The organism is Spirosoma agri (assembly GCF_010747415.1).
Classification (GTDB): Bacteria; Bacteroidota; Bacteroidia; order Cytophagales; family Spirosomataceae; genus Spirosoma; species Spirosoma agri.
The window spans coordinates 1-24,020 of record NZ_JAAGNZ010000014.1; the positions used below are offsets into that span (position 1 = coordinate 1).

At 46.4% G+C, this 24,020-nt stretch carries 23 protein-coding genes and 2 pseudogenes; 12 read left to right on the plus strand and 13 right to left on the minus strand.

Features of this window, described 5'->3' with window-relative positions; genetic code table 11:
* From GK091_RS29050 to GK091_RS30200, 3 genes are all read right to left on the minus strand, one after another.
* The coding region (locus GK091_RS29050) for a replication initiation protein (RefSeq protein WP_164044258.1) at positions 1–989 on the minus strand (989 nt) is incomplete at its 3' end.
* A 706-nt stretch (positions 990–1,695) separates the two neighbouring features.
* Positions 1,696–1,830: an integrase core domain-containing protein gene (locus tag GK091_RS30195; RefSeq protein WP_394351909.1), complete on the minus strand. Its 135-nt coding sequence runs from the start codon at positions 1,828–1,830 to the stop codon at positions 1,696–1,698.
* A gap of 800 nt (positions 1,831–2,630) precedes the next feature.
* The gene (locus GK091_RS30200; protein WP_394351910.1) at positions 2,631–2,807 is read right to left on the minus strand and encodes a transposase; all 177 of its coding nucleotides are present in this window, start codon (positions 2,805–2,807) and stop codon (positions 2,631–2,633) included.
* 1,378 nt (positions 2,808–4,185) lie between these two features.
* Here GK091_RS30200 and GK091_RS29060 point away from each other — a divergent pair.
* Positions 4,186–4,893 carry a recombinase family protein gene (locus GK091_RS29060; protein WP_164044259.1) on the plus strand — a complete coding sequence of 236 codons (708 nt, stop codon included), beginning with the start codon at positions 4,186–4,188 and terminating at the stop codon, positions 4,891–4,893.
* 268 nt (positions 4,894–5,161) lie between these two features.
* On the plus strand, positions 5,162–5,434 hold the full coding sequence (locus GK091_RS29065) for a hypothetical protein (RefSeq protein WP_164044260.1): 273 nt from the start codon (positions 5,162–5,164) through the stop codon (positions 5,432–5,434).
* Between the two features lie 201 nt (positions 5,435–5,635).
* On the opposite strand, the gene GK091_RS29070 is transcribed toward GK091_RS29065, so the two are convergent.
* Positions 5,636–5,914, minus strand: coding sequence for a hypothetical protein (locus GK091_RS29070; protein ID WP_164044261.1), 279 nt, complete (start codon positions 5,912–5,914; stop codon positions 5,636–5,638).
* Positions 5,911–6,495 carry a ParA family protein gene (locus GK091_RS29075; protein ID WP_164044262.1) on the minus strand — a complete coding sequence of 195 codons (585 nt, stop codon included), beginning with the start codon at positions 6,493–6,495 and terminating at the stop codon, positions 5,911–5,913. The genes GK091_RS29070 and GK091_RS29075 overlap by 4 nt, the downstream gene beginning before the upstream one ends.
* Before the next feature lie 224 nt (positions 6,496–6,719).
* Here GK091_RS29075 and GK091_RS29080 point away from each other — a divergent pair.
* Positions 6,720–7,044 (plus strand): annotated as a pseudogene (locus GK091_RS29080) (integrase core domain-containing protein); the annotation flags it as partial.
* A 97-nt stretch (positions 7,045–7,141) separates the two neighbouring features.
* Here GK091_RS29080 and GK091_RS29085 read toward each other — a convergent pair.
* Positions 7,142–7,888, minus strand: a complete 747-nt coding sequence (locus GK091_RS29085; RefSeq protein ID WP_164044263.1) for a response regulator — start codon at positions 7,886–7,888, stop codon at positions 7,142–7,144.
* Between the two features lie 1,044 nt (positions 7,889–8,932).
* On the opposite strand from GK091_RS29085, the gene GK091_RS29495 reads away from it, so the two are divergent.
* From GK091_RS29495 to GK091_RS29100, 3 genes are all read left to right on the plus strand, one after another.
* Positions 8,933–9,073: an SDR family oxidoreductase gene (locus tag GK091_RS29495; protein WP_262889245.1), complete on the plus strand. Its 141-nt coding sequence runs from the start codon at positions 8,933–8,935 to the stop codon at positions 9,071–9,073.
* Positions 9,074–10,065: 992 nt separating this feature from the next.
* Positions 10,066–10,470, plus strand: coding sequence for a hypothetical protein (locus tag GK091_RS29095; protein WP_164044264.1), 405 nt, complete (start codon positions 10,066–10,068; stop codon positions 10,468–10,470).
* A 318-nt stretch (positions 10,471–10,788) separates the two neighbouring features.
* Positions 10,789–11,211: a DUF983 domain-containing protein gene (locus GK091_RS29100; RefSeq protein WP_246202473.1), complete on the plus strand. Its 423-nt coding sequence runs from the start codon at positions 10,789–10,791 to the stop codon at positions 11,209–11,211.
* Between the two features lie 381 nt (positions 11,212–11,592).
* On the opposite strand, the gene GK091_RS29105 is transcribed toward GK091_RS29100, so the two are convergent.
* From GK091_RS29105 to GK091_RS29125, 5 genes are all read right to left on the minus strand, one after another.
* On the minus strand, positions 11,593–12,702 hold the full coding sequence (locus GK091_RS29105) for an FAD-dependent monooxygenase (protein ID WP_164044265.1): 1,110 nt from the start codon (positions 12,700–12,702) through the stop codon (positions 11,593–11,595).
* A gap of 78 nt (positions 12,703–12,780) precedes the next feature.
* Positions 12,781–13,656, minus strand: a complete 876-nt coding sequence (locus GK091_RS29110; RefSeq protein WP_170312819.1) for a helix-turn-helix domain-containing protein — start codon at positions 13,654–13,656, stop codon at positions 12,781–12,783.
* A gap of 472 nt (positions 13,657–14,128) precedes the next feature.
* The gene (locus GK091_RS29115) at positions 14,129–14,269 is read right to left on the minus strand and encodes a hypothetical protein (RefSeq protein ID WP_164044266.1); all 141 of its coding nucleotides are present in this window, start codon (positions 14,267–14,269) and stop codon (positions 14,129–14,131) included.
* A gap of 138 nt (positions 14,270–14,407) precedes the next feature.
* Positions 14,408–14,896, minus strand: a complete 489-nt coding sequence (locus tag GK091_RS29120; protein ID WP_164044267.1) for an SRPBCC family protein — start codon at positions 14,894–14,896, stop codon at positions 14,408–14,410.
* A complete protein-coding gene (locus GK091_RS29125; protein ID WP_164044276.1) occupies positions 14,896–15,213 on the minus strand; it encodes an ArsR/SmtB family transcription factor in 318 nt (105 codons plus the stop codon). The genes GK091_RS29120 and GK091_RS29125 overlap by 1 nt, the downstream gene beginning before the upstream one ends.
* Positions 15,214–16,091: 878 nt before the next feature.
* On the opposite strand from GK091_RS29125, the gene GK091_RS29130 reads away from it, so the two are divergent.
* From GK091_RS29130 to GK091_RS29155, 6 genes are all read left to right on the plus strand, one after another.
* Complete coding sequence (locus tag GK091_RS29130) at positions 16,092–16,244, plus strand: hypothetical protein (RefSeq protein WP_164044268.1); 153 nt, start codon at positions 16,092–16,094, stop codon at positions 16,242–16,244.
* Positions 16,245–16,887: 643 nt separating this feature from the next.
* The gene (locus GK091_RS29135; RefSeq protein ID WP_164044269.1) at positions 16,888–17,880 is read left to right on the plus strand and encodes an ATP-grasp domain-containing protein; all 993 of its coding nucleotides are present in this window, start codon (positions 16,888–16,890) and stop codon (positions 17,878–17,880) included.
* Positions 17,877–18,689 (plus strand): LLM class flavin-dependent oxidoreductase, encoded by an 813-nt coding sequence (locus GK091_RS29140; protein WP_164044270.1) that lies wholly within the window; start codon positions 17,877–17,879, stop codon positions 18,687–18,689. Before GK091_RS29135 ends, GK091_RS29140 begins: the two co-directional genes overlap by 4 nt.
* A gap of 84 nt (positions 18,690–18,773) precedes the next feature.
* On the plus strand, positions 18,774–20,216 hold the full coding sequence (locus tag GK091_RS29145; protein WP_164044271.1) for an amino acid permease: 1,443 nt from the start codon (positions 18,774–18,776) through the stop codon (positions 20,214–20,216).
* 218 nt (positions 20,217–20,434) lie between these two features.
* The gene (locus GK091_RS29150; protein WP_164044272.1) at positions 20,435–20,674 is read left to right on the plus strand and encodes a hypothetical protein; all 240 of its coding nucleotides are present in this window, start codon (positions 20,435–20,437) and stop codon (positions 20,672–20,674) included.
* Between the two features lie 252 nt (positions 20,675–20,926).
* A complete protein-coding gene (locus GK091_RS29155) occupies positions 20,927–21,337 on the plus strand; it encodes a hypothetical protein (protein WP_164044273.1) in 411 nt (136 codons plus the stop codon).
* Between the two features lie 1,122 nt (positions 21,338–22,459).
* Here the strand turns inward: GK091_RS29155 and GK091_RS29415 are convergent.
* The gene (locus GK091_RS29415) at positions 22,460–22,606 is read right to left on the minus strand and encodes a hypothetical protein (RefSeq protein ID WP_170312820.1); all 147 of its coding nucleotides are present in this window, start codon (positions 22,604–22,606) and stop codon (positions 22,460–22,462) included.
* Positions 22,607–22,729: 123 nt separating this feature from the next.
* A pseudogene (locus GK091_RS29160) lies at positions 22,730–23,542 on the minus strand (rod shape-determining protein).
* Between the last annotated feature and the right edge of the window lie 478 nt (positions 23,543–24,020).

Below are 24,020 nucleotides of genomic sequence, written 5' to 3' on the forward strand. Positions count from 1 at the left end.
TCTTTCTTCTGATCCATGCCGAGAGATTTGACTAGATAGGCCGTCGGATTTTTAATGTTGGTCCGCAGCCCATTGGCCAGTTCAGAGTCGACCCGATAAAAGGTCTCCAGCAGACTATAATCTGAAATGATGAGGTCTTTCTGCCAGGGCTTTAGTTTATAGCCTTTCATTAATTGCCAGGCAGTGGTAACGGCCTCGTTGATAGACATTTTATTAATTTGCTGCTGGTCCTGCTTCACGGCTTCAGCAGCTAGTTGATGAGCTGTCTTTACAGAAAATTCAAGTTCGGTAATGGTTTTGCCAACCTTTCGCGAAGGTACCCATTCTAGATTGATATCAGCCTTATGCAACAGTTCGCGTTGTGCAACATCCAGAAGGTTAGTTTTAAAATCATTCCAGCGGTACGTGGGCTTGCAGTTTAGCAGGTTGCGTAGTTCTTCCACATTGTACTTGAAGGTATGCTGACCACGGTTGTGAAACATGCTGACAATCTCATACATGCGCATGGCATAGGTCGATGTGAGCGAGAGCATAACATCGACATCGTACTGAGTATAACGTTGGCCAAGCTCTGCGAGATAAGGGACTACCTCTGTCAGAATTGTAACCTCAAGGACCTTTACCCCGCTGATATTATGTGCTGTCCTAATGAGGGGGAAAGGGGTTAGAAAAGTAAAATTCTTACTTTTCTCGTTCCTGTAGCAAATCTGCTTCTTCGACATTTTTCGCGCAGCGGCTTCTACTTGATCATAATGATTTTTGCTTAGCTCGATGAAAGGCACCTGCACTTTTAAGTTCTGCTTGGGTTCGATTTGACCCTTATACGATATATAACCCACTTGGTTTATAACCAGTGTGACTATCTTTTTTTCTAACTCCGTAAATTCCTGTCGCGACTCGGTAAATAAATTAGACTGAAAATTTTTAGGATGCTTCGTGTAGATGGATTGGAACGGAAATGCATCTACTTCAACAGATTCAGAAGCCATGAAAAGGGCCATTTTGTGGTGAGTAAATATATAGAATATAATAACAAGCTGGCAAAAGTTTATCGGTTATTCCTAGGCTAGACCTCCCTAAACCTTGTTTTTGTCAGGCAAAAGCTCAAATAACCCGTCTATCAACCATGCCATATACTTTCCTATGAGACTTATACCTAGTATAATCTGTAGAAATATATAATTTATCTAAATAAAATACAACACCTCCCTAAACCTTGTTATTCTATTACTGACCTCCCTAAACCTTGTTATTGACCTCCCTAAACCTTGTTATTGACCTCCCTAAACCTTGTTATTCTAAGCTCACTGACCTCCCTAAACCTTGTTATTGACCTCCCTAAACCTTGTTATTCTCTTCGCAAACAATTGATTGTCTGTTAGTTATGAGCCCCCTAAATCAATCAAAAGAAACTATTGATAAAAGATAAAATAAATCAAAACGTCGATTTTGTTGAAAAGGGGAAAAAGTTTAGCAAAAAAAAACTACTTATGTACTTTTCTAGTAAAATATTAGTGTTGATCAACGCCATTAATATTATAGTTAAAAATTGTTGATTAGGCTCCTTGACAATACTAGATATAATCTTCCCTATTAACAGATCGAGTAAGACTAACACACTCTCAAATGCTCTTGCCAGTTGGTTATGTATCGTTTGTGCTGTTCCCTATCGAGTGATCAGGTTTTGTGTAGAGTCTATCCCGTCTGTCTAAACTCAATCGGCGTCATAAAGCCAAGTGTTTGGTGAGGGCGTTCTGTATTGTAATTCTTCATCCAGTTTGCAACCACCTCTCGGACCTGAGCTAAATTACGAAACAGATAGGCATTCAATACTTCCCGGCGAATACTCCAGTTAAAACGTTCAATAAAAGCATTCTGAACGGTCTGCCGTTGCGGTAAGCTTATCTGGTTGAATCCAATGCAAACGAATTTGAGTTACTTTCACACCATTCCGTTAATGCCGTACTGATAAACTCAGGCGGCCACCGCGCGGACCATTGTCACAGTGTAAGCAAGCTGGTTTCCCATAACTTTCTATCAACTGTTCCAGAAAGCGAATGACTCGTTTAGTAGGCAATGAGTAGTCTACATCAATACCTAATGCCTGTCTATTATAATCATTCAACACGTTAAGAGTCCGAAATCGACGACCATCCCGTAGTGCATCGAACAGCACGGCTGCCGCATAAAATCTAACGACCATACTTTGTTCACTGCCATGGCTTTGGGTAAAGGTTGTCGCACTCGATCAGGCAAGCGCCTACGTTTTCGCTTGGGCAGATTCAAACCTAGTTGGCGATAGACACGCCAACTAGGTTTGTGATTATAGGCGTGGCCTTGCTGGAGTAGCCGATGTCGAATCTTCCGCACCGGCGGCTCGGCAAAAGCCCCACCCGGGATGACGACGAGCAACCGTTTGGATGACCTGTTTAACTTCAGTATCTGGCTGACGCTTGGATTGATAAGCAAACATTCGACGGCTTTATCCGGCTAGACGACAAGCCCGTTGCTGACTAAAGGCTTTTGCTTTGACAATCCACTGCGCTAACTGACGACGTTAAGCAGGTCCTACCGCAGCGTCGGACCGTCACTTTTTTTGAGTGCCTCCTTGACGATCTCATGCTCTAAGCTTAGCTCGGCGTACATCCGCGCGGGCGGCTCTGTTCTTGAGTCGCCGGTTTTCTTCGAGGTCTTTCAATCGTTTCAGTTCGGAGACTTCCATCCCGCCGTACTTCTGTCGCTCCGGCGCCCCGGTTCCAATTATAGAAAGTGGCTTCACTAATGCCATGTTCGCGGGCAATTAGCACAACGGTTTGGCTAGCCTGCTGTTGTTTAAGAATGGCAACTATTTAGGCCTCGCTAAATCGCTGGGCCGCCGGAGCGGTTTGCTTTCATTTTTCTTCCCTTTTATGAAAAGTTAGGGGAAGACGCTATTTTTCAACTGATCACTTTTGGAGGAAGCTTACAAAACTAATTGACTAAGTGTTCCACGATTATTTTACACTCCTTAAACATCCGTTCAACGAGTGTAAAACAAGGGATATTTCACTTATATTTGAGAGGGTGTAACTCAACTACCAACATGAAAAGCTATCCGCATTTTTGACTAGCAACCTCTTTATTGTGTTGCTGCTGCTCGGCATCTTAGGCTATCAGGCTTATCTGTCGAGGCAGTTTATAAGGTCGCCAGAAGGACAGAGTCGGAAGCGGCACAGGCTGCCTTTAAACTTGACAATCTTGATTCTTCCAATAACTAGTAAGTCGAGTTACGCAAGCGGGATTGTTTCATGAATCTGCACGTATTGTCACAGCCATGTAGCTGTTATAAATAACAACAAAGGATTGCCAGTTTGTCAGGAATAACACAAAGCGACTTGTTGATCGATTTCTTAAATGCAATCCAGAGTTGCATTTGGAGGCCAGACCATTCGAGGCTGCCGATTTGTTAAATGTGACTCAGGATCACATTTGAGATTCGAGGCCTTTAGAACCCCCATTTTTGGGGTAATTAAAACCGGCAATTGGCAACGATTTTAAATCAACGCGACTATCAAGGATATGCGGCATTGTTGGAGGGATAGGGATTAGTAAAACAGCACTTAATACACAGTCCTGATTTCAAATCGGAACTGTACAGTCAACTGAGCCGGGATTCTTTGCTATTCCACTTGGAACAGCAAACCTTGACAGTCCGTGTTTAAAACGGAGGCTGTCAAGGGTGTGATTTAAACGCGGACCCTTTAATGTACGCCAGCGGTACATTTAAACTATCTGACTTAGGAGTATCAAGGGCTATCGATATTAGGACTGCTCAAATCTGCGCAGTCCTATTTTGCTTTTCTATTTGAATAAGCAAAAAAAAGGGTCGCGGTTGAAACGCGACCCATAAGCTGTGAACGTTATAGCCCTGGCTTGGTCAGCTCAAATCTGAGCCCGCTAACCCCCGCCTAATTCAAAGAGTAACTATCTGATTACCAAAAGCGTTACATTTTGTCACGCCGAGGCAATTTGCCAAATTAATAGGTTAATGTCAGCGTTGCAATTTGCGACGCTGACAAGGTGAATCCAGATTTGGATTGGTCGGTCAAAAGTTGGATCAATCGGCTCAAAGTTGAGCCGATTAGATATAAAGGTTTATAATCGCGAATGTAATCACAATCGAGGGCGTAAGTTGTTTGTGTTGTTATGGCTAAGAAAACAGTAAAATCGGTCTCCTCCGATTTGAAGGCATTAAAGTATGTGGCTTATTACCGGGTGTCCACCAGGGCGCAAGGTGATTCGGGATTAGGACTGGAGGCACAACGTTACTCAGTGGCCAACTACGTGAAAGGGGTTATCGTGGCAGAATACACAGAGGTTGAATCCGGAAAAAACAACCAGCGCGTTCAACTGGCTGCGGCTATTGATCGTGCAAAGAAAGAGGGCGCGGTGCTGGTCATTGCTAAACTTGATCGACTGAGCCGTAACGCGTCATTCATTTTCACGCTGAGGGATTCGGGGGTAAACTTTCAATGTGTTGATATGCCCGATGCCAATACTCTGACCATCGGAATCTTTGCAACACTGGCACAGCATGAGCGGGAACTGATCAGTAGCCGAACCAAAGCCGCGTTGCAGGCTAAGATTGCTCAGGGCGCTACGCTAGGCAAGCCCGAGAACTTGACACCAGCGGCCCAAGCTAAGGGAGTAGCCGGTAACGCGCTCCGGGCAGCTAACAACGAAAATAACCGCCGGGCCTCATCAATGGCTACTATGATGCACAAGAATGGTAAGAACTACACCCAGATCGCCGATGAGTTGAACCGGGCGGGTTTTCGTACCTCGATGGGCTGTCAGTTCCAAGCTACGCAAGTGATGCGATTGCTTAAGCGAAAGGTTGAGGTTGCTAGTTGACAACCGGTATTTATTCCACACTCAAGAATTGGTCATTTTGAGCACAGCCGAAGAAAAAGATTATGTCTTGGCCTACTCAGGGATTTACATGTGATTGACCTATACGGGAAAGGTTTCTTACTTGGAGAAGAAAGCCCTTTGAGCCCTCTGTTCTATAAACACCAAACAGAGTTGCTTCATCGTGAATACATCAGCGTTCATCTAGGCCAATCTGAAAAAGGTAGTGACGAAAAAAAATGTGATATTAACCCCGGCGGGGGTGGTATTCATGAATAATGGAGGCTACTCGCTACCGGAACAGGAAGAACTAAAAGAGGAGCGTCGGAAGCAATTGGACTGGAACTGGCGACGTGGTTTTGAGTCTATTTCAACATTTGTGTTTCTTACAGCCCTTATTGTGGCTACACTCACTTTTTCGAATACACCTAAAGAGAGTAACATCAAAGCACTGCGGTTGCAGGTCGATTCACTAAAGCACGTGAAGCTGTCGACAACAGTAACCCCGCCAGTCAGCGGCACTTCATTCAAAAAGAAGCACTAGGTGTAGCACAGACGTACTACAAAAGTGGTGCAACAGGCTTTACCTGTTTGTCCGAGAAGAGTACAGCGTACCATACTCAAGATAAATATACTTATCAATATGCACTCGCCCAATAACCACAGGGGTCAGGATTTCCTCCTATTACTCTGTAGTTATTTGATATGTTTGGTTAAATGGTTATTCAGTTTAACAGTTATATAGTTATTTAACTGTTAATGCCCCCTTCTTATCCAGATAGTCCCTTACAGCCTCTACAACCATATCCTGAATGTTCATACGGGTACGGGCCTTTTGTATCCGCAGGTCACTGGCAAGGCTCTCCGGTAAGTATACATTGAAGTGTTCGGTCGGTTCTGTTTTTGCCTTCTCCGGACGTCCTACCTTTTTTGTTTCTGCAACCCGAACAACCTGGGTGATCACTGGCTTAGGCTCTTCATTGAGCTTGGCAAACATCTTAGCTTTTTTATCTTCGGGAGTCATAGGTTGTCAAGAATTTCATCTGCTAGGTTTTCAATCTCGGCTTGCGCCTTTACATCGTCGGAGCCGAACACGCCATTAGTCATTGTTGATCGGGTATAGGCAACGCGCTGGAATATTTGGGTGGTCATAAGCGGGATGCTGAACCCCTGTAATAGCTCTTGCACCTCCCGAGTAACCGCGTTCCGGTGCTGAACCATATTAAGGATAATACCCGCCTTCTTAATACCCGCTTGCTGTAAGATTGCCTGCGTATCCTTAAGCGCCAATACATCAAGGTATCCAGGCTTAACGGGAATCAACACAAAGTCAGCCAGTGCCAGCACCTTTGCTAGATCCGCATCATTTCGGGGACTGGTGTCGATTACAACTAGATCTGCCTCTGCCCTGTTATTCAGCACCTCTTGCACTGATACGAGTCGCAATCCTTCAAGCAGGTCGGCGGAGGCTGTTAGGCTTCCCTGTGCGTCGGCGTCGGCAATAGCTACGTTCGCTCCATTGCGGGCAAAATAGAGGGCTATGTTGAGCGCAAGGGTAGTCTTACCAACTCCTCCCTTCTGCTGGGCTACCACGATTGTTTTCATAGAACAAATAAATAACTATGTAATTAAATAACCAAATAACTACTTAACCTTTTAACTAAAAGGTTATTTAACTAAATTCTCTAGACCTATGCAGAGCTACATGTCTGTGCACCTAGTCAAAGTGTATCCTGTTTATGCCAAACAAGTAGTCATAAGTATGCGCCTATCTTTCAGTGCTCTAACCCGATATCTTACGGCTAAAGAACATACTACTTTAGCGTTGGAACGGCAGCGAGTTTATCTCGAAAGCGCTTGACAAATGGGCCTATGATAATAAGGTAACGCTAGACTTTTCCAGACCAGGCAAACCCACCGATAACCCATTTATTGACGGGGCTGCCCGCGCAGTCCTTTAATGATAGTTTTCGAGATGAGTGTTTAAACGCCCATTGTTTTCTTTCCCTGACTGACGCACAGGAAAAAATTGACCATTGGAGACAAGAGTATAACAGCTTTCGACCTCATAGTTCGCTTGGTGGATTGACGCCAAATGAGGTGGGAATAGAAGGGAAAAGAATGACAAATGACCGCCCGATTTTCAACCTCTGAGCGGTCCGGAAACTGGGGGTATCTCACAAGTGGCTTAGGCTCTAATCGCCATTGGTATACTGAATAGGGAACAGCACAAACGCTAAAAGGGGCGGTACTAGAGCACTAATTCTAAGAGCGAATCAACTAAATAATTGACTTTGTTCAATACCAACACGGCTCCTGCCTGGTAGCAGGCCTTCTGCTCACTGAACGAGGGGTCAGTTGACCAGACTACAGCCGGGAGCCTGCTTTTGTTCTTTTGTTGCCAATGCGCCTGTAATTGACTTACCGTGGACAGGCCTGCATTACCTGGCAGTCTTAGCTCCACCAGGACTAAAACAGGGTTAATATGGCCTTCCACCAAACTATGCAGAAAGTCTTTCGCTGACTCGAACCGGCTGACCTGTAGGGGAAGCTGATGTTGACGAATGCGTTGAACCAGCAAAAGCCCATCATCCTGCTTGTTATCAATCAAAGCAATCGTCTGTTGGGCTTCAGGTAAGGCTATACCTATGGCAATGACCCCATCGGCAGTGGGTTCAATTAACGATTGGTACCATTTGCCTGTTGTTGGTGACCGATAGACCCCTCTGACACGTATGCCTGATTCGTATACGGTTTTGTATGTATCGAACAAGCCTGCCCGGGCATCCTCCTTGAAGAGTTCCCACATGGTTGCCCCTTCAAACCAGTTCGCCAGCGCTGGTAGCTCCTGTTTAGCCCGTTGATTGAAGAGTCGGTGGCGAAAATTAACGATGCGGCCATTGGCAGTTCGAATCGCATCGGAGACCAGTATACCATAAGGCAGCTCATCAATCACTGTCTTGGAAAGGTCAACAGGAATAGCAGGCCAGTTGATCATCGGCAATAAGTAAGGTAGGTGTTCAACTAAAGGTAATGACTCTGTATACCCCCCTTCGACTCCGTAGTAGGCCTCACATTAGTATACAACTACTAAAATACTTAAATAAAATAAGTACATAACGAATAAATAGTAAATATACTTAAGTAATTATAATCATTTTTTAATGCATACTAAACTGAGATCAAAGGCGCATTGTCCTGTTGTGAACAGGAAATGCATCTCTTGTGACGGTCGTGAACTGGAAAAATACCTTATTAAAGTGCCCTAGTTAAAGGCAGGTCAGCAAATCGGAGAACCATGTAAGTACCAGACTGAAGTTACCAGCAAACAAAGAAGCCAGACCCTATTAGGACCCGGCTTAAAATCTTATCTTTCTCGTGTATTTTTATCCGTTATAAAGCTAAATATTTATAAATGAGTAGTTTAGGGTTAATTAAAATTTAATGACTGATAGCTTAGTCAACTAAGTAGTTGCTTGATGTCGGTAAATCCAAAAGTAGTATATTGATCTATTTAGCCTCGGCTTGTAGTCTGGTGAGTTGAATTACCTACTGGCAATTCAACTCACCAGACTACAAGCCGAGGCTAATCACCAAGGCGTTTTTTGTTTACATCGCTTTTAGCCACCGCTGCCCATTGAGATTGATAAGCACTTTGGCCCGCTCGATACTCTTGCAGATGGTCACGATATAATCTTATACGCTATCTCATCATTATATTTCATTTTGACAATACGCTCCTTAATTGTAAATCTGTTCTAAAGTTGAAGTAAAAGATTAAAACTAAATAGCTTCATTAGAGTGCGGCCAACATAAATTCTAGACTTACGGGAAACGGCTACGTTGCCGCCAACTAAGCTGTATTGTTTTGCCCAGTTATATTGGCGAGTAAGGTAATTGTACCTATTGCTGTGTTTACTGTTCTAGTCGAGAGCCGCCAATGAACTGGCTGATAGAAAGATACGGATAAACCTGTTTAGCCCCGGTCCAGTGGAAACTCCAGGTTTTGCCAAGGGTAGCTTTGCCAAAAGACGTCTTTTCATTGGTTACTACCCTGCAACGTATGGACCGCTCGGAGGAGATCGTAAGAACTGTATTGTTTCTAGCCAGCGACGATGCCAGCTTTATTACCGGCACAGAACTGGTAGCCTATGGTGGTTATCTTGCGTATGCTACCAAATAAATAGCACCGTTCTAACAGTTCAGGAGTCTCAAGCCCAGATCAGATAACGGCTGTTCAGCCACAACTCCCTTTACTAGCGAATCAACAAATCAAACGAAGCAAATATCCGGTGGCTATTCGTACGTTTCTACGCGCTAAAAACCTCTTGGAGGCTATTCGTCAAGGCATCACACCGGTTACGGATTCGTTACCAGCATCAGTTAAGCAGAAGATTAGCTACGCTCTGTACGAACGAACCGATCATCAACCAGAGGTACGCCAAATGGCAGGCGTTGCTGCCTGGTCAAACGGCGCCTACGTTCTCAGAAATTACCCCGACAGGCGATGTTTTATCCTTAGCTAGTTTGAGGGGAAAAGTGGTGTACGTTGATGTCTGGGCAACTTGGTGTGTCCCTGTCGTGAGGAGTTTCCGCAGGCCAAGCAACTCCAAAAACGCTTCATGGATACTGATCAAGTAGGCTTCCTGTATGTGTCTATTGATCGCAATGTAGCGGCTTGGTAAAAATTTCTAGCCAAGGATCTTAATTTTAAAGGTGTGCATATAAATCAGCTTCTTGGCGAACATTTCGACTCGTTATGGACTATCAATCAACTGAGCAGCATTCCCCGCTACATGCTTATTGATCAAGCCGCTAAGGTGGTTGATGTGAGTTCGGCTCGTCCGTCATCGGGTAAAATAACTACCGAAATTAAAAAGCCTTTACACTGATCACCGTACCTGAGTTAATCTAACGGCCATGACTAATATAAAAGTCTGAAAGACGCATTCTGTACTAAAAAATGGGCTTCATTTTTCCGTAATTTTCGTACCAAACAATCAAAACGAAGAATCTAGACTGGTCTAACTTTCGCAACCGCAGCAGCAGGCTGTAACTACGGCACGGATCACGAATCACTAAAAAAAGCAGAAAGTGGTATGCTAAGCCGTATTATATTTACTTGTGCTTTTCGCAGCCGAGTGGTACTAGGAAAAGCGTAAATATAGCTTCCATATGAACCCTATTTTTTTCTTCTTGGTAGGCTTAGTGCTTTTGTTTAGCAAAGGGGCTCAGGCACAGAATTGCCGAATTCTGTATGTAGGGAACGATCTTGAGAAGCCAGATTTAGGCGATTCTATACGCTACATTAGCGCAAGTGAAGCGGCAGGCGTACTTAAAGTTTACTATAAAGATGGGCGCAAGCGCAAGATCAAGAGTGCTACGGTTTGGGGATACACTGATAATCGCCATCATAACTACCGCTTCTATAAAGGCAAAACGTACAAAGTAGTTGCAATAGGAGAAACTGTGAAGTATGAACGTGAGGAGCAGCGCTCAGTGGGTAAGCCAGTATACGTTGGCAACTTTACGGTTAACTATCACAGTACTGGTTTGGACGGCGAAGTGTTTTCCGATTAAAACTTGATTCGTTTTACCGCTCCAAGTTATATTAATTAAAGCACACATACTGTTAGAGGTGGCATACGATGCCACCTCTAACAGTATCAATTAACAAGCTATCTACGCTCCACTAGACCTGGGCCTTGTTTTGATACAATTTTGTGCATTATACTGATCAGGGCTTCGAACCGGTAATTGCTGTTTAGCCAGACTGGATCCTTTGGGCACGGCATAAAGGAAACTTGTTAGCTACCGGTTTGATAGTGACGTCTATTAAACAAAGTACCCCCCTCTGGGGTAGTGATGCCAACAGACCACTTTTGAACAGCAAGTTCATTGGAATCGGTTGTGTATCGACTCGCTACCAATAGTATGGGCAAAGGCACCAAACTCTACAGCATTTTTTTTAATAAATGCCCCCGTTGTCAGCGGGGAAACTTCTTTGCGGTCAATAATCCCTATAATCTAAAACGATTTGATCACATGAATCCGCAGTGTTCCTGCTGTGGTGAACGCTTTGACAAAGAACCTGGCTACTACACGGGTGCTTTATACGTGAGTTATGCCTACTACACAGCTTTGATTGTGACCTGCTTCATTGTGCTGGAGGTATTGCTGGACTGGGAATTGAGTTATTTTCTGACCGTATTGATCAGCTTGATTATTATATTGACACCACCGGTTTTCCGGCTGGCTCGGTTAACGTGGATTAATTTTTTCATTTCGTTTGATGCTCATAAGCCAACGAGTTGTCCTTGATGAGGAGTTGCCAACTCAAGGAGAGTAGAGGGCCGAAGCAGGGAGCAAAATTTTAATCGTAGTGGCTTAACTTACACGCAAATAAATTGGCGTTTTAAGCGCCATCTACCGTTCATACCGCCTTAAGGTAAATGGGCTCACAAATAGCTTTCGACACGAGTCGAAGAATCGTTGAAGTGCGTCCAGGCCCAGACTCGTCTTATGTGGGAGCGATAATTGAGAAGCTATAAGCGATAATTACGAATCCCTGAGAAAAAGTAAACTCAGTAGGCTCACCGGGACATTGCTGCTCCACCAGCCACCTTGGCGCGACCCGGTTTCAACGGACGGCGCTGGTCCTGAGTCAGCGCTCCAACAGCCGATACATCTATGCGCTATTGCCTAAAATGCGGTCGTCTGCGCGTTACCTTTTTGGATCGCTTCTTCAGTTCCAGGCAGAAAAATCGTTTGCAGGTTATGCCGGGCTTCCAACTGCACACGTTCGATAAACGGTCGAAAGTTCCTGTTATAATCCTCAAACGCTAATTCGTAGTCGCCATCGTGTTGTTGCAACGCATCGGCTAAGGCAGCAGCACCGCTCATCGCCAGTGAACCGCCCATTCCCGCAGCCGGAGAAGCACAGTAGGCGGCATCGCCCACCAAGGCTACTCGGCCTTTGGTCCAGGATGGCATCTTGATTTGATAGAATTCAACGAAGTAAAAATTATCCGACCGCTGCATTTCGGCCAACAGCTCGGCGGTACGCCAGCTTTGCCCCGCAAACTGCTCACCAATCAGCTGTCTTTGCTCCGCCTTGTCGCGGTAATCAACGGAGATTTCAGTGTCTGAAACAAAGCTAAAAATAACATCCGTCTTATTATTGTAGGCATTCAGTGCAATGGACTTGCCCGGCACTCGGAACAGCTGCATCGTGCCTTGTTTGATCAGCAGTTTATCCAAAATGGTCAGCGAGCCATACGCATTCAAAAAATGAGCATAGTCCGCTTCATCACCAAACCAGAGTCTTCTCACTCCCGAATGAACCCCATCGCAGCCCAGCACCAAATGAAAAGAGCGTGGTGGGCTATTCTTAAAGCTCACGACCACGTCTTCTTCCGTCTCCTGAAGGGCCGTAATGCTGTCGTCAAATAGAAAGGTAACGTCGTTTTTTACCGTGTTAAACAGAATACCGATCAAGGCCTCCCGTTCGATCTCTAGTTCGTCAGACTCTTCGTCCATCTGAATTGAACCCTCCGTTAGATCGTCCGCGTTCTTAAACTCTACCCGGTCAACGTGTAAGCGGTGCTTTTTCAGCTGGTCGAACAGTCCCATGCGTTTCACAACGTCTATTGCATCGCCCTTGAAATCAACGGCAGCCCCATTGACGCGAGGCTCCGGGGCCATTTCGACCACCGTGACCCGATAGCCTATCTGATTCATCCACCAGGCGGCACTAAGTCCGGCTATACTGGCACCCGAAATGAGCACTTCTTTCCCTTTAATTGAGTCCATTGTGTAGGCGATTGTTGATAGCACAAAGGAACGTCACCGAATCAGGCGGGGCAATGCAAGGAAAGGGTACGTATTGGATTAATCGCGGTTTTTACGTCGAAAGGCCAGAGCGGTCATGCCGGTAGCTTTCGTGAAGAGCCGTGAAAAATAAGGGTAATCGTCATAGCCCAGTTGGGCGGCAATTTCTTTCACCGATTGATCGGAATAATAGAGTAATCGTTTGGCTTCCAGGATGATGCGTTGCTGGATATGATGGGAAACCGAATGGCCGGTCGTGTTTTTAACGCATTCGTTTAGGTAAGCAGTCGATAAATTTAGGCTGTTGGCATAGTCTGTCGGCCGTTTGATCGTGGTAAAACTACGTTCCAACTGTTCTCTGAAGGCTTTGGTGACCAGGTCAAACCGTGAAAGTTTGGTAGGTGCTTTCGTTTGTTCCAGATAGGTCGAAAGGATCAGGGCCACCAGGGCGTTACACGCATCTTTTAGCCGGGAATGATACAGTTGATCGGCTTTGCGGTCAACCAGGTTCAGGCAAAGTGATACGGCCTGGTCAAGGAGGGCAAACGTGTCGGAGGCTACCGGCAAGGGTTTTACCGGGACGAGGTCTTCCAGCAGGTTCAGATACTCGGGGTTCAGATTTTCATTCGTCATGGCCAAACTGACAACGGTTATGGGATCATGAGCAGTTGTTCGGTGTACCTGATCCGGATGAACGTATAGGATGGAGGAGGGCTCCATTTTGTACTGCTGAAAATCAATGTCGATCGTAACGGTTCCTTTCTGGAGCAGGTGGAAGGTATGGGTGTTGTGCCGGTGTGATTGTCGATCTTCCTGAACACTCGTTACATGATCCGCCGGGGGTAATTGCGGAAAGGCTATTTTTTCAATGGCAATACCGATGTCCGGATCGTCAGTCATCGTGTTGACCGGTATGGATTTTGTTTTTTTAGCCATTGCTTTACCGTCCCTCTACAGAACCATATCGAAAACGCGATCCTGGCTCAGACTAAGGAGTCCATTCGCTGATTTATTTTTGGCAGCCAACTCTCTGGCGCTTGCTGTGAGACGTAAACGCAGCTCAAAACGCCAATAGCAATTGGTCTGTCTTCAGCTTGCAACCCTCTACCTTTATTGATTCGTCACCTTGTCCTGTCCGGCTTTTGTAACGTGTAACGTCCCATTTATTGAAACAGATGCAACAACGCTCCTTCATATCAAGCAAAGGAACGTTATTGCATCTGCACGTTTAAGGTTACTAATCTGAGCGTGTACGATCGAATGGCTGACAAACTTAACCAGTTGCCTGTGACTCCGAAATGAAAGCGACTGCTTTGTTGACGGACCCACTATTCGCAAAGTCTGTTGGTAGCCACAAGATAGGCTAAACTCAGCTGCGTTCAACCTTTGTAGCGTTGCCTGCGTCGAGCTATAAAGCTTCCAGCGAAGGCGAGTAGCCTGTCGTAAGAAACGATCCCAAGCGGAGCGCACAACCACCGGTCCACCGTGATCCGAACGTCGGCCCGGCGGCATTCCGGTGCGGCACCCGCCGGTTATTCGTACGCGCCATCAACGGTTTACGGCTTGGCGATAATAGTTGACCCCTGTCTGCTGAACGAACGTACTATCGCTGATTGAACGGGCCAATATTGATTACAGACCGTTCAATGCCATTTCGCCAAGCCGATAGTAACGACAATGTATTCCTTTACTTTTGGTGCGATAACGTTGCCAGTAACTCCTCCAGGTTTTTCAGGGTCATAGCCGTTCCTTCCTGGAAGCCCATGGCAAGCATCTTCTCTAAGCGAGCAAGCGATTCATTATAAATACGGATACGTACGGTTGTCTTCCCATTTTGCTCGCTGAACGTTAAATTCCAGTCCGAACCGGGCAATTCTGGGTTTTCATCTTTGTCGGCAAACGCATTCCACAAGTTGAAATTAGTTTTCGGACTAATGGACGTGTATTGCTGAATGGACCAATGCTCTTGGCCTTCGGGACTTACCATCGCATAAAACCGTCGGCCGCCCACGGCAAAATTCATAAATTTTGTTTTTGAGGTCCAGGGTTTGGGCGCCCACCACTGGTCAAGAATTTCCGGCTTGGTGTACGCATCCCACACCAACGACAGGTCGGCATCAAATTCTCGGGAGAAAGTGACCGTTTTTGTTGTTTTGTCAACGGTGAAATCGTTCATTATTGTTGTTTTTTGAGGGTTGCTAATACGTCGTCAAGTTGATTAAACCGAGTTTCCCAAATTTTCCTGAATTGGTTTACCCACTGATCCACCTCTTTTATCTTTTCAACTTCCAGGGAGTAGTAGATCTCCCGGCCTTGCTGTTTCGGTTTGACCAGATCGCATTCGGTGAGTATGCGCAGGTGTTTGGAAACCGCTTGTCGGGTCGTGTTGAAGTGGTCAGCAATGGCATTGGGTGTCATTGCCTGCAAGGCAATTAGGGTGATAATTGCCCGCCTAGTGGGGTCGGCTATAGCCTGAAAAATATCTCGTCTCATCATGTTGATTGTTTGCTTTGCGAAACCGAATGATTGCAAATATACATGCAACCATTCGGTTTCGCAAGTTTTTTAGATTGAGCGAAAATTAGTTGGCATTGTCAGCTTGGATGGGCATTATAAAATGGCTGCTGACTCGCCAATTGCCTCACTAAACGCTAATTAGAGTAGCCTACATCAGGTAAGACCCGGCGTCTCAAGAATGAGCCTTGTTAGACAATAAGAGTTTAGAAGTTACCCAGCCATGCTCCGTAAGAAATAAGCTAGATAAAGTTTTGATACCTGTAAGTAAAGATTGAGAAGGCCATCCAAAAATACCGACCAGCGACAGTCGGTTTGTTGATTTTTTAAGAGTATGTCTGGCGCATTCACCCTCTTAGTATTGGCATTTATGCTGGCTTTTGACCCGTCAGCTTATAGAAAAGTAGGAATAATCCGTCATTACAAGCCCGTTGACCTCTCGCTTTATGGCGACTGCCGCACGTCGCTTTTATCCGGCTGACAACCCGCCCTGGGATCTAAGCCAAAGTTGACTGACTGTTTTGGCTAACACAAAAAACATTCCGGCTAAATCTCCTTAGAAAAAAGGGATGACCATTGTATCATCAACAAACAGAAAAATCATTGTTATGAAAGCAATAAGAATTCACCAGTTTGGCGGACCACAGGTACTAAACTTGGAAGAGATCTAACAGCCGTTGCCCGCAGCGGATGTGCCGCCGGCGCCCTTATTGCTTGGACGGCTATGTTTACCTACGGAGAACTAAAGGCGGGACAACGCATCTTAATCCAGGGGGCATCCAGTGGTGTGGGCAGTTTTGCCGTTCAGTCCGCCAAAGCGAAAGGTGCATATGTGATCGGGGCGGCTTCCACAACGAATGTGGTTTACCTGGACCAACTGGGAACGCTATAACACCGTTGTGTTGGTGGGTGGTCAGTATTCGACGTTGGGCAAAAGCGTGGTAAGTAAACTAAAAAACTGGGTAGAGAATGGCGGTACGCTGACCATGACCGAAAACGTATCAGAATAGGCCGTTTGGCAGAGACGAGTCAAAGAAAACCTATTGGCGTCGCCTACCCCCACCCGTACTGATACCACCAGAGTGGCTGGACCCGCTAAACCACAGACCGGGTCACGCCAGACCGGGTCACGCCAGACCGGGTCACGCCAGACCGGATCGATTTTGCGAATATTTCCCTCAAAGAAGGGCCACGGGCACTGGCCGGTTCGATCTATACCACTGATCTGTATATTACAAATCCGATCGGTTTTGGCTTTTCGAATTGAAATTGTTCGTCTTCCGTAACGATACTACCTTCCTTAAGCCTAGTAGCAGTCCGTACGGCACAGTGGTCAAATACGCGGCTACGCCCTATGCCAGTGGTTTTGTATCGACTGAGAATAAAAAGAAAATCAGTAATTCTGCGGCCGTCGTTGTAGTACCGAAGAGCAGGGACGTGTCGTTCTTTCCGCCGACAATCCTACCTTTCGTTCCTACTGGCACGGTACCTCGCGACTCTTTCAAAATGCAATTTTACTCGGTCAATACCTAAGTGTGGACGCTCCACAGGTCGCCGAAGAAGAAAATTGATCAGGTGATTCGCATCTGCGCGACTTTTGTCGTCGCCTTTACGTTTGGAAGAAACAAAACTCAACCAGAAACTTTATGAACAATGTCAGATTCTGCAAAACCCATCGGAATTTATTACGAGCACCCCGACTGGTTTAAACCCCTTTTTGCCGAACTGGACCGTCGACACATTCCGTTTGAGCGTATCGATGCGGCTCATCACCGCTACAATCCATCCGAAACCGATAGCTCCTACGCGCTGGTGGTAAACCGGATGAGCTCATCGGCTTACTTACGCGGGAATGGACAGAGCATTTTCCACACCGCAGGCTATCTCACTCATCTGGAACAGATTGGAGTTCGGGTTATCAACGGCACTGTGGCAACGAGTATCGAGACCAATAAGGCGCGCCAACTGGCGCTGCTCTCGTCGCTGGGCCTGTCCTATCCGGAAACCCGGGTCGTCAATTACGTATCGCAGATCGTGCCCGCTGCCCAGGAACTTCGATTCCCCCTGGTGGTGAAAGTAAATATTGGTGGAGCGGGAGCGGGCATTGTGCGTTTTAATACACCCGAGGGATTACAGGCTGCCGTTAACGCCGATCAGATTGATCTGGGTATCGACCAAACCGCCTTGGTGCAGGAATACGTCCAGCCCCGTAACGGCTATATCGTGCGGATAGAGACGCTGAACGGTCGATTCCTGTATGCGATGAAAGTGTTCACGACCGGCGAAAGTTTTAATCTGTGCCCAGCCGAAATCTGTGCCATTCTCGAAGAACCAACAGCTGATTTCTGCTTGACGGAGGCTCCGAAGAAAGGTATTCAGCCGGGCCGCCGGGCGGTAGAGGCCTATACACCACCGCTAGAAATTATCTCTGCTGTCGAGCGCATCGCCAGGACCGCGAAGATTGACGTAGGTGGCGTAGAGTATTTAGTCGATGATCGGACGGACGATGTTCTTTTCTATGACATTAACGCGCTGTCCAACTTTATAGCGGATGCCGTCAACGTAATCGGTTTTGATCCGTACATCCGTTTTGTTGACTACCTCGAACAGCAACTACAGAAAACTCAACGCCCTCAACCCGTATGAAATTCGGCTATTGGGTGCCCTTCTTTGGCGGATGGCTTCGTAACGTCGAGGACGAACACATGACAGCCGACTGGTCATACGTCAAAAAGCTGGCTCAACAGTCTGAGGAACTGGGCTATGACCTGACCCTCATAGCTGAACTAAACTTGAATGACATCCAGGGCGAAGAAGCTCCCTCCCTGGACGCCTGGTCGACGGCTACGGCTATTGCGGCCGTTACCAATCGTATCGAGTTAATGGTGGCCGTGCGCCCTACGTTCCATTCCCCTGCTCCACTGGCTAAACAGGCGGCAAGCATTGATCACATTAGTGGTGGACGCCTGACGCTGAATGTGGTCTCGTCCTGGTGGCAGGATGAAGCCAAAAAATACGGGGTTCATTTTGAGCAACACGATGACCGCTACGCCCGAACTGCTGAGTGGCTGCACGTTGTCGGTAACCTCTGGAAGCAGGATCATTTTTCGTTCACGGGTAAGTACTATCGGGTCGAAGATTCGATTCTGCAACCCAAACCCTTGTCGAAACCCCGGCCATTTCTCTACGCTGGGGGAGAATCCGAAGCGGCCAAAGAGCTGATTGCCAGCCAATGTGATGGCTACGTCATGCACGGTGATACGCCCGATACCATTGGCCGACGGATTAACGACTTGCGTGCTCATCGGGAACGCCTGGGCTTACCCCCCATGAAGTTTGGGGTAGCCGCCTATTCCACTGTGCGGAATTCCGAGCAGGAATCGCTCGGATTACGGACGTTAACAGTTCGGGAGCAGGCTATTTCACACTGTTACCCGACCGCTTTGCAAGGATAAATTCGAACTCATCCTTGCGAAGCGGTCGTTACTGCTATTCCTTTAGGGCTATAGCGAATACCCACTGTTTACTACTTTGTTATTATGCGTATAAAATCTTTAGACCTGCTACGACAGGAAGCCAACGAAAGTGGAAAATCAACGCTGAAACGCTCTCTTGGTGCATTTAATTTAGTGGCCTTAGGTATCGGCGTTATTATCGGAGCCGGGCTATTTTCCCTTACGGGTATCGCGGCCGCCAATCATGCTGGTCCAGCGGTCACTCTCTCGTTCGTCGTGGCAGCCATTGGCTGCGCGTTCAGCGCTTTATGTTACGCCGAATTTGCGGCAATGGTCCCCGTCGCCGGTAGTGCTTATACGTATGCCTATGCCACGCTTGGTGAGTTATTTGCTTGGATAATCGGTTGGGATCTCATTCTTGAGTATTCCGTGGGGGCCGCTACAGTCGCCATTAGCTGGTCACAATACCTAACCCGATTCCTGGCTAAATATAACCTACACTTACCTCCACAGTTAGTACAATCTCCGTTTGAATCGCTAAAGTTGGCCGATGGATCGGTCGTTAGCGGGTACATAAATTTACCGGCTGTGCTCATTGTGGTGTTAGTCTCGGTCATTATTGTTCGGGGCACCCAGGGTTCAGCGGTGTTCAATGCGCTTGTCGTGAGTCTGAAGGTGCTGGTTGTGTTGGTATTTATCGCCCTTGGCTGGCAATATATCAATCCTGCAAACTATTCGCCTTACATTCCTGCGAATACGGGGGTGTTCGGTGAATTTGGTGTTAGCGGCATATTGCGGGGCGCTGGCGTCGTCTTCTTCGTATTTATTGGCTTCGATATAGTCGCTACAATGGCCCAGGAAACCAAAAACCCCCAGCGCAATATGCCCATTGGTATTTTGGGATCATTAATTGTCTGCACGATTCTATTCGTCCTGTTCGGATATGTCATGACAGGACTAGCCAACTATACGGAGTTTAAAGATAGTGCTGCTCCAGTTGCGATTGCTATCGAAAAGACCCCTTATCGCTGGCTTAGTCAAGCCATTATACTGGCTATACTGATTGGCTATACCTCCGTTATATTAGTGGATCTACTGGGGCAATCCCGAGTGTTTTTCTCTATGAGCCGAGATGGATTGCTGCCCCGTATGTTCTCTGATATTCATCCCCGTTTTCAAACGCCCTGGCGATCCAATATTTTGTTATGCATTTTTATCAGCCTGTTTGCGGGGCTGGTACCCATCCGGGTAGTGGGCGAAATGACGAGTATCGGAACGCTGCTGGCTTTTATCATGGTCTGTTTAGGTGTATTAATTCTGCGCAAACGACAACCCGACGTACCCCGTGCGTTCCGAACGCCCTGGGTACCCCTCGTGCCAGTATTGGGCATTTTAACCTGTGCTTTGATGATGCTGTCGCTACCCCTTGATACCTGGATTCGACTGTTTGTCTGGCTAGCTATCGGCCTTGTCATTTACTTCACTTATGGAAAAAAACGGAGTAAATTACAGATGCCAGGTAGTTAATAGTAGCTCACAAAATGACTGACGCTAAACTAAAACAACAACCAGGCGTTTTTCTGCTGGCACCCCTGTTTAGTGGTTCAGTCAACTCAATTACCCAAGTAACCAATAACACCTTGGCGCAAAACCAGTAATTCCCAAAACCGGGCAACGAATAGGAATAGTATCGAGCATGATGAGCATGAACTAAACCAACCAATGCTGTCGATCAACTTCGTGAAATGGCAAAAGTCCTTGAGCCGGCCCCAGTGGTCAAGCCAAGCCGAAAGCGCTCCGGACCATTGATTCTGGATGATATCATTGCCTACAAAGCCCTAAAAGGAGAGGTTTTCGGTAAAATGACACGCATCTTTGAGAAGTACCACGAATTCCTCCGGGAGATCGCTTATAAGTACCGCAAGCCAATGAATACAATTCTTTACAATCCAGAGGCACTTGATCAGACTTACCAGTGTGAATAACAAAGCAATGCCACTATTCCTGGTGGTCCTTGTTGTCTTAGTCGTTTATTACGCGCATGTACTTTGGACTTATAGCCCTAGCCACAAGGGTTTCTTGCCTGTATGAACACCTTCGCTATCAGCGGACTCTAGTGCTTTGACATGGATTCTTCGTCCCCCACCTGAAAAGCAGCTACATAGTCAGGCGGGAGCTTTCATGAACTATTTAGTAGAACGGCTTGCTTATACAGTATGCATTCCTATCCATTTATCTTGCCTGCCTCTGTAACCCGTATCGAGGTTATGGGGCCCCACATGACCAAGCACCATTTGGACAACGGGCAAGTATTGCACCACTTCACACAGGCCGACACGGGCCACCCCCACGATCATCCGTTCCCCTTCGAGTCGGTTATATTGGTGGGGGGATATGAGGAACATGAATTCATGTTGCACCCGGACGGTAGGTATACGATTGACTGCCGGCAACGGTTACCTGGCGAGTCGCACCGCGTGAAAGCCGACACGGTACACCGGATCACGCGCCTACTAGCGGGGGAGTGTTGGACGCTGATCAGCCCAGGAGCAAAAGTGAAAGAGCCGGGTTTTTATCGCTTTCAGCGGGGTCGCATCTACCGGCGGGCCTGGAATGGTCGGTGGCGTCGGTGGCTGCCTGCAACCTAGCTCCAGAGTGCTGGCTAAGCTACCGGTTATTGGAACAGTCGGTTAAAAACCGCCTGGGATCAGATACATATTTATTGTGCCCTTTAATTTAAAAACGTATACATGGATCCTCCTGTGTCTCATGCAGGATAGTATTCTGAGAACTAAGAAATGGTTGGGGTTTGGCCTACAAACCCAATGAGTACTGCAATGCCAATTCCTTCTAGGATAGTAGCAATTCGATTTTATGAAGGGTGTGTTTAACCGCTTGAATAGGGAAATTCCCCCTTCGACCGTATTGCTCAAAGTGTAAGTACTCACCCCAGACTAAGGCTCGGCCCTTCTTCGATTTGCGCCAGTCTGCCTGACTAACTCCGTATTCCTCAACGTCTGATTATTATTTTCGCTATTTGTCGACCAAAAAACCACTATAAGAGACTTGTCAATCTTGTTTTTGTTGTTTTCGTGTTCGTTGTTTTCTGTCTGGTAGTTGGGAAACCGCTATGGATGGGACTGGTGAATGAATATGCCTGCGGACTCATGCAACGGAACCCTACTATCGAACTGATCTTCTGGGTGCGTTTCGACCCGTAGGAGGAGCCTCTACAATTTATCAATGAATTACCACTTCAGAAATTTGCTCACAGCCCTTATTGTTGAAGTAGGAACAAGCGCTCGGGAAAGATCTACGGGAAATCAGGCATCGGCTTGGCTTACCATCGTGATGCTGAAGAGAACGACTAGTTGAACGAGTCTATCCGTGCTACTCAAGGTATCCAGGAGTTATGGGGGCATGTAGATCAGCACTACCGAGCGTTAATCGATAACGGAACGTTAGATTGGGGAACGCGTTTAATCCCAATGGAATATTAATCTGTGAACTACGCTGACTGCGAACATCGGAGAAGAAAATGGGTGACTGCTGATTGATTCCGCTGTTAGCTATATATTTTAATTCATCTAGGGCTACTGATGACGAATTAATAGGAAAATCGTCATCAGTAGCCCTAAATGAATTGATTTGACCTCTTTCTCTATTGATAACGTTGATCGATAAAGACGGCGACAAAACGCAGTTCATGGATTAGTCTCTAATATAGCATAGTGATTTGTGTCGAACTGCTATGGGCTTTTTTGAACCTACTACTTCTTGGTTTTAGATGTCAGGTCCGGTGGCTTAATGCCAGATTCGCTCTGCTCGTATTTCGGAACTTTAGCAACGCCAGCTACCTTAGGCGCTTTCGTTGCTACTTTCTTGATATTCTTGTTTTTCTTTTCCTCGTGAGCCATGATCATATTGTTTGGCAGTAGAACACATTCCACGTAAAAAGGCTTTAATTATCAAGCGTTTCTACACGGGTAGAGTAAGTTGTCCCAATCCCTCGGGTTCATCAATCCCCTTTTGGCCCGTGGTTAGCGAATCAGGATCGACTCATACCTGGCCAGATCCTTGGTGGTCTCTCCTATTCCTTTGACCACCGCCCGGAGGGTGTCTTCAGTTACTTGAACACTCAACTTGGTTTTGGCCGATAAACGCTCCGCAAGACCATGTAATAAAGCCCCCCCGTCAGGTGAATACTATTGGTGTGAATGTCGGCTGATAATTCGGGGGGCCAGTTCGAGAACTTTCAGGGTAGCCTCCTCAATTTTGGCAATTGATCGGTCAAGGCAGTACGCGACTTCCTCATACGTTACTTTGATCTCTTTGGGTATGCCCGTCATCAAATCACGCCCCCAAATCCCATAATCTGCCGGGGGACTGACCAACTCCAGTGAAGCCGAACTGATATGCATTTTTATTTCTTCGCCCGATCGCTCCTCAATCAACAGATTGTGTTTCCGACGCATGTAATCGACGATATCACGGGTAAACACATCCCCTGCAATGTGAATGAATTGTTCACAAACGATGCTCGACAAGGCAATCACTGCAATTTCGGTAGTACGCCTACCAATGTCAATGATCATGGCACCATTGTGCCGGGTGATGCCAATACCAATGTCCACGGCGGCAGCCAGGGGTTTAGAGACCATATAGATCTCTTTTGCTCCCGCATGTTCACAAGAATCCTTGACCGCTCGTTTCTCCACCTCGGTGATGCCCGATGGAATGCATATCACCATCCGGTGAGCGGCCGAGACTAGTTTTTGTCCGGATGGAAGTAGTTTCACCAAACCCCGGATCATTAATTCAGCGGCCGTAAAGGCTAATTTACAGGGTACAATTTGTTGGCTTTAATTATTAACTTCCGAAAGGATGCAATTATCTTTCAAGATTAAATGCATGTTGGTTGCGCCACATGCAAGGCCTAGCGCTTTCATTGATAAACGTGGCTCCTTGTTACTAGATAAGACAGATGAGGTTATCACGCAGCATAAGTTATGACCTAGATATGTTTCAAGTTAGTACAGTGAACTTGTTGCATTCAGCTGGTTATAAGACCTTTATGGGATAGCGTGTTTTGTCGTTATGTTGGCAGTTCACCTATGTCGATATATAAGTATATGATACAAAGAAGCTCTAAATCTGTTGCTTATATCAATATAATAAAGCATACAGATATTAGAACACTGTTACTCATTCATAATCATATTGCCAAAAATAGCGGCCAGTGACTGGGGTGCACTGGTTGGTACGCTAGATTCTATTGATAAACTGGGTAGTTGCAGCTGTTTAGACTCAGCAGGCGTGGGCTTTTTGGTA